This window comes from Cellulomonas hominis, from assembly GCF_901521055.1.
In the GTDB taxonomy this organism is placed as follows: Bacteria; Actinomycetota; Actinomycetes; order Actinomycetales; family Cellulomonadaceae; genus Cellulomonas; species Cellulomonas endometrii.
The window spans coordinates 23971-34881 of the sequence record NZ_CABEGA010000023.1; the positions used below are offsets into that span (position 1 = coordinate 23971).

Genomic DNA, 10911 nt, shown 5'->3' on the forward strand with positions numbered 1-10911 from the left:
CTGTGACAGGATCTCGGCGTGCCACCCCACGACCCCGCCGCGACGCCTGCCGGCGGGTCGGGCGACGCGTGGCGCGACGTCCTGGACGGGCTCCTGGCGTGGGGCGGCACCGCGCGCGAGGCCCCGCGTTCACGGCGGTCGGCCCTCCAGTTCGAGCTGCGGGAGCTGACCCCGCACACCCGCGACCGGTGGAACGGGCCGACGTCCCGCACGGTCGCGCCGCCCGGTGCGAAGGGCCGCGCGGACGGGCCGCCGGGCAACGGCGAGCACCGCCTCGGCATCCGGCCGGTCGTGCGGTCCGACCGGGGCTGGACGCGCGGCAACGTCACGTGGTCGACGCTGCCGCACATGCAGGCGCGGCTCGACCTGGACCCCGAGCAGCACCGGTGGTTCTGCCAGGTCGGGGCCCTGCACCGCGCCGCCGGCCCGGCGCTGCCCGGCAGCGACCCCGCGTGGATCTACCTGGACGAGTTCGTGAACCCCGTGCTGTGGGAGCTGCTGGCGCAGGCGCGGTCGCTCGGCATCCCGTTCGTCGGGTCCGGTGCCGGGGCGAGCGTGCGGGTGGCCTCGCTCGCACGGCTGAGCCTCGACGCCACCCGCGCCGGCGAGGGCATCCGGGTCAGCGCGCGACTCACCGTGGACGACGAGCCCGTGCCGGTGCACGACGCGCACGCCATCGGGGCCCACGGCGTGTACGTCGTCGACCTCGCGCACCCGCGGACCCTGGTGCTCGCCCCGACGGACGCGCCGCTCGACCCCCGGCAGCTCGCCCTGCTCGGGGCCCCGGGCGGCCGGAGCGTCGCCGACGCCCTGCGGGACGGCGTGGTCGTGCCGGCGGACCGGTCGGAGGAGTTCCTCCGCGAGCACCTGCCGGCCCTGCGCGCGGGCCTGGAGGTCGGCAGCTCCGACGGCACCGTGACGCTGCCGCCGCCCGCACCGCCGACGCTCGTGCTGACTGTCCGGTACGGCGCGCAGGACGTGGTGGACCTCAGCTGGAGGTGGGACGCCCACGCGCGGTCGGGGCCTGCCCCGGACCCGCGCAGGCTGCTGCCGCGGGGCGTCGTCCCGGCGGCGTGGTGGGCGGACGGCGAGGACCTGCCCGTGCCGGTGACCCTGCGGGACGTCGACGCGGCGGAGTTCGTCGCGACGTCGCTGCCCCGGATCGCCCGGCGCCGCGGCGTGCGCGTGGACGCCGTCGGGGAGGACCCCGACTACCGCGAGCTGCGCGGCGCCCCGGTGCTGACCATCACCACGCAGCCCACCGACCAGAACGACTGGTTCGACCTGGGCGTCACCGTGACCGTCGAGGGGCGCACCGTCCCGTTCGTGCCGCTGTTCTCCGCGCTGGCCAAGGGCCGCACCAAGCTGCTGCTCGTGGACCGGACGTACCTCTCGCTCGACCACCCGGCGCTCGAGCCGCTCGCCGCGCTCATCGCCGAGGCGCAGGACCTCGCCGAGTGGGAGACGGGCCTGCGGATCAGCCGGCACCAGACGACGCTGTGGCGGGAGCTCGAGGAGCTCGCCGACGAGGTCGAGACCGCCGAGCCGTGGCGCGCGCTGCTCGACGAGGCCGACGCCCCGCGCGCGACGCCGCTGCCCCGGGGCCTGCGGGCCGAGCTGCGGCCGTACCAGGTCGAGGGGTTCGCCTGGCTCGCGTTCCTGTGGCGGCACCGGCTCGGCGGCGTGCTGGCCGACGACATGGGGCTCGGCAAGACGGTGCAGTGCCTCGCGCTGGTGCAGCACGCCGTCGAGACCCGGCCGGCCGACGAGCCGCCGCGGCCGTTCCTCGTGGTCGCGCCCACCTCGGTCGTGCCGAACTGGGTCACCGAGGCCGCGCGGTTCACGCCCGGGCTCACCGTCCGGCGGGTCGCCGCGACCGAGGCCGCGAGCGCCAGCACGGTCGCGGAGGTCGCCGCGGGGGCCGACGTCGTCGTCACCAGCTACGCGCTGCTGCGGCTCGACGCCGCCGCCTACCGGGACGTCGCCTGGGCGGGGCTGCTGCTCGACGAGGCGCAGCAGGTGAAGAACCCGGCCGCGCGGGTGCACGAGGCCGCGCGCGACCTCGCCGTGCCGTTCACGGTGGCGGTCACCGGCACCCCGGTCGAGAACTCGCTCACCGAGCTGCACGCCCTGCTGTCGCTCACCACGCCGGGGCTGCTGCCGTCCGCGCGCCGGTTCGGCGACCAGTACGTCCGGCCGATCGAGGGCGTGCACCAGGGGATCTCCGGCGGCGAGGGCGCCGGGGAGGTGCCGGCCGACCTGGAGCGGATCCGCTCGCAGCGGCTCGACCGGCTCCGGCGGCGGATCCGGCCGTTCATGCTGCGCCGCACGAAGGACCTGGTCGCCGCCGACCTGCCGGAGAAGCAGGAGCAGGTGCTCACCGTGGAGCTCGGCCCGACGCACCGAGCGCTGTACGACCGCTACCTGCAGCTGGAGCGGCAGAAGGTCCTCGGGCTCGTCGACGACCTGGACCGGCAGCGGTTCATCGTCTACCGCTCCCTGACGCTGCTGCGCATGCTCGCGCTCGACGCCACGCTGATCGACCCGTCCGCCACCGGGGTCCCGTCGGCGAAGATCGACGCCCTGCTCGAGCAGCTCGAGGACGTGGTCGCCGAGGGCCACCGCGCCCTGGTGTTCAGCCAGTTCACGTCCTACCTGGCGCTCGTCGCCGACCGGCTGACGGCCGCCGGGACGGACTTCGCGTACCTCGACGGCTCCACCACCCGGCGGTCCGACGTGATCGACGGGTTCCGCACCGGGGACGCGCCGGTGTTCCTGCTCAGCCTCAAGGCCGGCGGCACCGGGCTGAACCTCACCGAGGCCGACTACGTCTTCCTGCTCGACCCGTGGTGGAACCCCGCCGCCGAGCAGCAGGCGATCGACCGGGCGCACCGCATCGGCCAGCACAGGAACGTCATGGTGTACCGCCTGATCGCGGCGGGCACGATCGAGGAGAAGGTCGTGGCGCTCCAGGCCCGGAAGTCCGCGCTGGTGGACGCCGTGATCGACGACGGGGACCTGTTCGGGACGGCGCTGACCCCGGACGAGGTGCGCGAGCTGCTCGCCTGAGGCGCCGCACGCGCCCCACGCGCCGCGGGGCTACCCGCGAGCCCGCCGAGATGGCAGAACGGGCCTGCGCCCGGGCAGGCCGGCACAGGCGCGCGCTGTCATCTCGGCGCCAGGGGCGCGCGGGCGTCCGCGGCCTGCCGGACGGGTCGTGCTGTCACACGCAGGCGCCGGTCGGTGTCTTCATGTCGGAGCACCGGACCCAACCCCGAAGGAGTGGACATGACCACCGAGACGCGGATCCCCCCAGCCGAGGTCACCGGCGCGTTCGGAGCGCTCGTGAAGCACGCGGCACGCAGGATGACGGGCCGCGTGCCGGACTCGCTGGGCGTCCTCTGGCACCACCAGCGCGTCATGAAGGACTCGATGCGCGTCGGGCGCCGGGTCGAGGGCTGGCGCGAGCTCGACCCGGACCTCGCGTCCTACGCCGCGATGGCCACGGCCGCCACGGTCGGGTGCAGCTTCTGCCTCGATCTCCAGTACTTCCTCGCGCACAACCACGGGCTCGACGAGGCGAACGTGCGTGACGTCCCGCGCTGGCGGGAGTCGTCCGTGTTCACCGCGCGGGAGCGTCGCGTCATGGAGTACGCCGAGGCGGCGAGCCTCACGCCGCCCGCGGTGACCGACGAGCTCTCGGACGCGCTGATGGCGGACATCGGGCCGGCCGCGCTGGTCGAGCTCGCCGCGCGGGTGGGGTTCATGAACATGTCGGCGCGCATGAACCTCGCGCTCGGCATCCACTCCGAGGAGTTCGCCGCCACCTGCGGGCTCCCGCCGCTCCCCGCACGGTCCGCGGACCCGGGCGCCCGGTAGGTTCGGCCCGTGCCCGACGTCGCGCGCACCACCGACGACCCGTTCGTCGTCCACCGCAGGCTGCTGTTCACCGTGGCCTACGAAATGCTCGGCTCAGCCGGTGACGCCGAGGACGTGCTGCAGGAGTCGTGGCTCCGGTGGGCGGCGGTCGACCGGTCGCAGGTCCGCGAGCCGCGCGCCTACCTCGTCCGCGTCGTCACTCGGCAGGCGCTCAACCACCTGCGCACGGTGGCGCGACGCCGGGAGGAGTACGTCGGCGAGTGGCTCCCCGAGCCCCTGCTGACCAGCCCCGACGTGGCGGACGACGCCGAGCTCGCCGAGAGCGTGTCCATCGCGATGCTCACCGTGCTGGAGACGCTCCGCCCCGACGAGCGCGTCGTCTTCGTGCTGCGCGAGGTCTTCGATGTCCCGTACGACGAGATCGCGGACGCCGTCGGGAAGACCCCGGCCGCGGTGAGGCAGATCGCCCACCGCGCGAAGGGGCACGTCTCCGCCCGGAGGCCCCGCGTGCACGTCGTCGGCTCCGAGCACGAGCAGGCCGTGGCACGCCTGGTCGCCGCGCTCAACACCGGGGACCTGCACGGGCTCGTCGACGTCCTCGCGCCGGACGTGATCGCGGTCTCGGACGGCGGCGGCAAGGTCCGCGGGGCGGCGCGGCGGCCGGTCGTCGGGGCGGAGCGGCTGGCGCGGTACCTCGTGGGCGGGATGGCGAAGACGGCGGGCGCGCTGCGCGCCGTCGCGACCTGGGTCAACGGGCAGCCCGGCGTGCGGATGGAGCAGGACGGGCGGCTCGTCGGGGTCGCGAGCGTCACCGTCGCGGGCGGACAGGTGACGCGGGTGTACTCGATAGCGAACCCGGACAAGCTGGGGTGGCTCGACGCGGAGGCGGACGTGGGGCGGTGACCGGGGCGGCGCCCCTCGGCGCTGACCCCGGACGACGTGCGCGAGCATCTCGCGTGAGGCGCGGGGGCCCAGGGTCCTCTTGAGAGCGCCGAGATGGCAGGACGGGCCTGCGCCCGGTCGGTCGGCACAAGGCGCGCCCTGTCATCTCGGTGCGGGGCCGGCACGCTGCGCGGCACGACCCCGTGCGGCCTGCACACACCTGCCCCCCGCGCCTCCGCGCCGGCCGCGACCCGCCCTACGGTCGGCACGTGGATCTCCTCACCTCGGACGCCGCGCACCGGCCCGCCGTCGTCGGCCCCTGGGTCAAGGGGCTGTGGCAGCCCGAGCCGGTCGCCGCGAGCGACTGGCTGGCGCGGCGGCCGCACCTGCTGGACGGCTCCCTCACCTGGCCGGCGCTCACGGTGGACGGGCCCGCGGTGGACCACAACGTCGCGACCATGGCGGCGTTCGCCGCCGAGCACGGGCTGGACCTGGCCCCGCACGGGAAGACGTCCATGGCTCCGGCCCTGTTCGCCCGGCAGCTCGCGGCGGGCGCGTGGGGGATGACGGTCGCGACGGGGAACCAGGCGCTCGCCGCCCGCGCGGCCGGGGTGCGGCGCCTGCTGGTCGCGAACCAGGTGCTGGACGGCAGCGTGCTGCGCTGGGTGGCCCGCGAGGGTGCCGCGGACGACGGGGAGGTCGTGCTGCAGGTCGACTCGCGCGCCGGGCTCGACGCTCTGGTGGCCGTCGCGGACGAGGACGCGCCGGTGCCGGTGCTCGTCGAGCTCGGTCACGCCGGCGGGCGGACCGGCGTGCGGGACGTCCAGGCGGCGCTGGACCTGGCGGGGGCCGTCCGCGCGGCGGCGGGGGTCCGGCTGCTCGGCGTCACCGCGTACGAGGGCGGGCTGCCCGGCGTCGCGGAGGTGCGGTCCTTCCTGGAGCAGCTGCGGGACGTGGCGGCGCTGCTCGCGGAGACCGGCCTGGTCGAGGCGGACGAGGTGACGGTGTCGGTCGGCGGGTCGGCGTACTTCGACGTGGTGGCCGAGGTCCTGGGCGGGCGGCCGGTGCTGGGCGGGCTGCCCGCGCGGGTGCTGCTGCGCAGCGGGTCGACGGTGACCCACGACCACGGCGTCTACGCCCGCCGCACGCCGTTCACCCGGGTGCCCGGGACGCTGCGCCCCGCCCTGCGCGTGTGGGCGCAGGTGACGTCCTGCCCGGAGCCCGGGCTCGTGATCGTCGGCGCCGGCAAGCGCGACGTCCCGGTCGACGAGGGCCTGCCCGTCCCGCTGCGGGTGCACCGCGCGGGCGCCGAGCCGGAGCCGGTGCACGGGTGGGCGTTCACCCGGACCAACGACCAGCACGCCTACCTGGAGCCGGTGGACGACCCGAGGACGCCGCTCGCCGTCGGGGACCTGCTGGAGCTGGGGGTGTCGCACCCCTGCACGGCGTTCGACAAGTGGCGCGTCGTGCCCGTCCTGGACGCGGACCTGCGGGTGAGCGACCTGCTGACGACCCTGTTCTGAGGCGGGAGCGGACCGTGCCGGTGCGCACCGGCACGGTCCGCTCGAGCACGGTCCGCCGCGCGGGTCAGGAGGCGCGGCCCGCCACGACGTCGATCTCGACCTTGATCCCCGCGAGCTGCGAGCCCACGGTGGTGCGCGCCGGCTCCGGCGCGGTGAAGAACTCCGCGTACGCGGTGTTGAACTCGGCGAAGTCGGCGAGGTCCGCCAGGTGCACCGTGGTCTTCACGACGTCGTCCATCGTGAAGCCCGCCGCCTCCAGGGTGGCGCGGACGTTGCGTAGCACCTGCCGGGTCTGCTCCGCGACGGAGTCGGCCACGGCGCCGGTGGCCGGGTCCTGCGGGCCGAACCCGGCGGTCCAGATGAGGTCGCCCAGGCGGACGGCCTGGGAGTACGCCCCGGCGGGGCGGGGGGCGGCGTCGGTGCTGACGGCGGTGCGGGTCATGGTGGTGCCTTCCTTGGTTCGTGCCGGCGGTCCCGGCGGTCGTGCCGGCGGTCCCGGCTGACGGGGCGGTGGCCCCGGTGGTCGGTGGTCGGTGGTGACGCCTCTCAGCGGACCCCGCGGCCCGGGAGGCGGTCGGTCCGGGCACCCTGCCACAGGACCGGGTCCCCGGCGACGAGCACGTCGCGCACGCCCCGGGCGACGGAGCGCGGCTCGGCGTAGGTGGCGGTGTCGGCCACGGTGCGCGGGTCGAGCACGACGACGTCCGCCCGGGCGCCGGGTCGGAGCACACCGCGGTCCGTGAGCCCGAACCGGGCGGCGGCGGTCCCCGCGAGGTGCCGGGCGGCGGTGCCCCAGTCCCAGTCGCCGAGCTCGCGGACGTGCGTGCCGAGGAACCGGGCGAACGTCCCCCACCCCCGCGGGTGCGGGTGCCCGCCGACGTAGATGCCGTCGGAGCCGGCGCACTGCGCGGGGTGGCGCAGCAGCGCGCGCACCGACTCCGCCGAGTTGGTGGGTGGCTGCTCGAACACGCACCCGACGCGCAGGCCGGTGGCGACGAGCAGCCGCAGCGCCGTGCGGTCGGGCGACTCGCCGAGCTCGTGGGCGACCTCGACCAGCCGCCGCCCCTCCGCCCAGCGGTAGTCGGGGTGCGGGACGGACGCCAGGGTCACCCGCGGCCAGACGTCGGCCCGGGCCGGCAGGTCCTCCGCGAGCAGCCGCGCCCGCACCTCGGCGTCCTCCAGGAGGGCGGCGGCCCGGTCGGGGTCGGCGAGCGGCAACCAGGTGGGCAGGGCCACGAGCGCGAGCACGGAGGCGCCGCGCAGGTACGGGTAGCTGTCGAAGGTCAGGTCGAACCCGTCGGCCAGCGCCGCGTCCAGCAGGGGCACGACCACGTCGGCCGGGCCGTGCAGGTGCGACACGTGCGTCGCGACCCCGGTGCGGCGGGCCAGGTCGAGCAGCTCGGCCAGCGCGACGGGCACGCGGTCCTCGTAGCCCCGCATGTGCGAGACGTGCGGCAGGCCGCGGCTCGCGAGCACCGCGCACAGGGAGAGCAGCTCGTCGGGCTGCGCCCAGCACGCCGGTGCGTACTCCAGCCCGGTGGACATCCCGCGGGCGCCGGCGTCCAGGCCCGCGGCCAGCAGGTCCGCCATCGCGCCGATCTCGTCCGGCCGGGCCGGGCGCGGGTCCGGGCCCATGACCGCGTACCGCAGGGTGCCGTGCGGCACGAGGTACGCCACGTCGGCGGTGGTGGCGCCGTCGTAGGTCGCGAGCAGGTCCTCGACCGAGCCGGTGGTGAACGTGGGGTGGTCGCCGTCCACGGCGGCGAAGTACCGGCGGACGAACGCCGCGGCGTCCGGGCCGTCGGCGCCCGCGGCGTGCGACGGGGCGTACGACAGCCCGTCCTGCCCGACGACGACGGTGGTGACGCCCTGGTGCGCGAGCGCGTCCTGCACGTCGCGGTCGAGCGCGACGGCGTCGGCGTGCACGTGCGCGTCGACGAACCCCGGCATGACGACCATGCCGCTGACGTCGACGACCGTCGCCCCGGCCGGGCTCACCCCGGGCGCGACGCGGACCACGCGGCCACCCGCCACGAGCACGTCGGCGGCCCGCTCTGGGGCTCCGGTGCCGTCCGCGACCGTCCCGCCGCGCAGCAGCAGGGCGTCGCCGGGACGCGGGACCCGGGGCGCGCCGGTGACGGTCGCGCTCACCGGGCGCCGTCGACGGCGTGCACCAGCCGGCCGAGCTCGTCGAACCGCAGCGGCCAGCCGGGCACGGCGGGCCGGCGCTGCCACGGGTGCGGCCCGTCCAGCGGCCGGTACTCCACCCCGGCGGCGTCCAGGCGCGGGAGGTGCGCGTCCCGCAGCCGCCGCTCGAAGTCCTCCCAGTCGCGGCTCTCGCGCGGGGACCACACGACCTCCGCGAACGCCGTCAGTCGGGGGTAGGTGGCGTAGTCCACGCGGCGCGGGCTGTCGAGCTGCTCGGTCCAGATGTGCGCCTGCGCCCCGAGCACGGTCCCGGCGCCGGGCTCGCCGGCCGCCTCCGCGACCTGGTCGGTGAGCGGCTCGAACCGGTAGACGTCCTCGACCGTGTGCACGGTGCCCACCGGCACCGGCTCGTCGAGGCCGGCCGCGGCGCGGTGGTCGAGGTAGACCTCGTGCTCCGGGCAGACCACGACGTCGTGCCCGTCGCGGAGGGCGTCGATGCCGCCGCGGTAGCCGCGCCACGAGTTCACGACCACGTCCGTGGGGACGCGCGCGCCCCCGACCTCGTCCCAGACCGTGGTCCGCCGCCCGCGGGCGCGCAGGTGCTCGGCGAGCTGCGCCACGAACCACGGCACGAGCTCCTCGACGCTGTCCAGGCCCAGCTCGGTGGCCCGCGCCACCGTGTCGGGGTCGGTGGCCCACTCCTGGGTCGGCACCTCGTCGCCGCCGAGGCAGATCATCGGGGCGTCGAAGATCTCCATGACCTCGTCCAGGACGGTCCGGAAGAACGCGAGCACGTCGTCCGAGACGCCCAGCGCGTGCGGGTTGAGGCCCCACCGGGTCCAGACCTGCTGCGGCGGGAGGTGCGGTGCGAGGTGCGGGTAGGCCGCCATCGCCGCCTGCGAGTGGCCCGGCACGTCGATCTCCGGCACGACGACGACGCCCCGCGTCCGCGCGTACGCGACGATCTCGCGCAGGTCGTCCTGCGTGTAGTACCCGCCGTGCGGGGTGCCGTCGCGCAGCGGCGACCGCGACGACCCGACCTGCGACTCCGTGCGCCACGCGCCGACCTCCGTCAGCCGGGGGAACGCGCGGACCTCCATGCGCCACCCCTGGTCGTCGGTCAGGTGCAGGTGCAGCACGTTGAGCTTGTGGGCGGACGCGAGGTCGATGAACCGCAGCACGCCGTCCTTGGGCATGAAGTGCCGGGCGACGTCGAGCAGCACCGCGCGGTGGCCGAACCGCGGGCCGTCGTCGACGAGCACCCCGGGCAGCAGCACGCCGCCCGGCAGCCCCGGCCGCCCCGTGGGCACGGCCCGGAACGCGGCCGGGCCCGCCAGCTGCTGCAGCGTGCGGACGGCGTGCCGGGCACCCGCGGCGCCGCCGGCCTCGACCAGGACGACGGGCTCCCGGGTGCCGTCGACCGTCAGCCGGTAGTCCTCCTCGGGCATCCCCGGGCGGTGCACGAGCCGTACGGCGGCGGGCGCCGCGGGGTCCTCGACGACGCTCACCGCACAGCCGAGGCGGACGGACAGGACGTCCAGGAGCACGGCACGCGCGTCGGCGACCTCGGGGTCGAGGTGCACGGCGAACGCCGCGGGGAGGACGGCGTCGGCGCCGGTGAGCACGACGTCGCGCGGCGCGGGCACGAGGCCGAGCTGGGTGGGAGCAGTCACGTCAGACCTCTCGGAGGGGTTGCGGCGCGCGGGTCCAGCCCATCGCGCGAGACAGGGTGCGGGCGACCTCGGCGGTGGCCCGGGCGTGGGTGCGGATCGCGGCCGGCGGCATGCGGGTGTGGTCCGTCGACGTGCAGACGGCGGCGACCACCGAGCCCACGTGGTTGAGCACGGGCGAGGCGACCGCCCGGACGTGCTGGTCGTGCTCGCGGTCGTTCAGGGCGAACCCGCGGCGGCGGGTGCGGTCGAGCTCCCCGCGCAGCTCGGTCGGGTCGGTGATCGTCCGGTCCGTGAAGCTCCGGAGCCCGGTCGCGATCGCCTGGTCGATCCAGGAGGCGGGCGCGACGGACAGCACCGCCTTGCCGAGCGCCGTGCAGTACGTCGGGAGCAGCGTCCCGAGGCCGGCGCCGACCGGGAGCCGTCCGCCGTCGCCCGCGCACGCCGCGATCCGGACGGCCCCGCCCGCGGGGAGGCCGAGGACCGACGTCGCGCCGGTGCGCGCGGCCAGGTCCCGCAGGTACGGGGCGGCCAGGCCGGCGACGTCGAGCTCGTCCACGTAGGACTGGCCGAGCCGCAGCGCGCCCGGGCCGAGGCGGTACCGGCCGGACCCGTCGCGGGCGAGCAGCTCCTCCTCGACCAGGGGCGCGAGCAGCCGGGCGGCGGTCGACCGGTGCACCCCGACCTGCTCGGCCAGGACGGCCACCGGCACCCCCCGCTCGGCAGTCGCCAGCTGGCGGACCTGCTCCAGCAGCTGCAGGCTGCGGCGCACCGACAGCGACTCGTTCCGGGTCTGGGACGCGTCCACG

8 protein-coding genes are annotated in these 10911 nt (G+C 76.4%); 4 read left to right on the forward strand and 4 right to left on the reverse strand.

The features are described 5' to 3' along the window. Nucleotides 1–18: 18 nt before the first annotated feature. The 4 genes from KJP73_RS06625 to KJP73_RS06640 all read left to right on the forward strand — a co-directional run bounded on the left by KJP73_RS06625 (nt 19) and on the right by KJP73_RS06640 (nt 6284). Complete coding sequence (locus KJP73_RS06625) at nt 19–3069, forward strand: DEAD/DEAH box helicase (protein WP_213282006.1); 3051 nt, start codon at nt 19–21, stop codon at nt 3067–3069. 219 nt (nt 3070–3288) lie between these two features. Continuing rightward, a complete protein-coding gene (locus tag KJP73_RS06630; RefSeq protein WP_213282007.1) occupies nt 3289–3879 on the forward strand; it encodes a carboxymuconolactone decarboxylase family protein in 591 nt (196 codons plus the stop codon). Nucleotides 3880–3888: 9 nt separating this feature from the next. After that, entirely contained in the window at nt 3889–4782 is an 894-nt protein-coding gene (locus KJP73_RS06635; RefSeq protein WP_213282008.1) for an RNA polymerase sigma-70 factor, read from the forward strand. A gap of 248 nt (nt 4783–5030) precedes the next feature. Continuing rightward, on the forward strand, nt 5031–6284 hold the full coding sequence (locus tag KJP73_RS06640; protein ID WP_249669161.1) for an alanine racemase: 1254 nt from the start codon (nt 5031–5033) through the stop codon (nt 6282–6284). A 64-nt stretch (nt 6285–6348) separates the two neighbouring features. On the opposite strand, the gene KJP73_RS06645 is transcribed toward KJP73_RS06640, so the two are convergent. The 4 genes from KJP73_RS06645 to KJP73_RS06660 all read right to left on the reverse strand — a co-directional run bounded on the left by KJP73_RS06645 (nt 6349) and on the right by KJP73_RS06660 (nt 10910). Continuing rightward, nucleotides 6349–6726 carry a RidA family protein gene (locus tag KJP73_RS06645; protein ID WP_213282009.1) on the reverse strand — a complete coding sequence of 126 codons (378 nt, stop codon included), beginning with the start codon at nt 6724–6726 and terminating at the stop codon, nt 6349–6351. Between the two features lie 104 nt (nt 6727–6830). Then, entirely contained in the window at nt 6831–8435 is a 1605-nt protein-coding gene (locus tag KJP73_RS06650; protein WP_213282010.1) for an N-acyl-D-amino-acid deacylase family protein, read from the reverse strand. Next, nucleotides 8432–10105 (reverse strand): beta-N-acetylhexosaminidase, encoded by a 1674-nt coding sequence (locus KJP73_RS06655; protein ID WP_213282011.1) that lies wholly within the window; start codon nt 10103–10105, stop codon nt 8432–8434. Before KJP73_RS06655 ends, KJP73_RS06650 begins: the two co-directional genes overlap by 4 nt. A gap of 1 nt (nt 10106) precedes the next feature. Further along, nucleotides 10107–10910: an IclR family transcriptional regulator gene (locus tag KJP73_RS06660; RefSeq protein WP_213282012.1), complete on the reverse strand. Its 804-nt coding sequence runs from the start codon at nt 10908–10910 to the stop codon at nt 10107–10109. Between the last annotated feature and the right edge of the window lies 1 nt (nt 10911).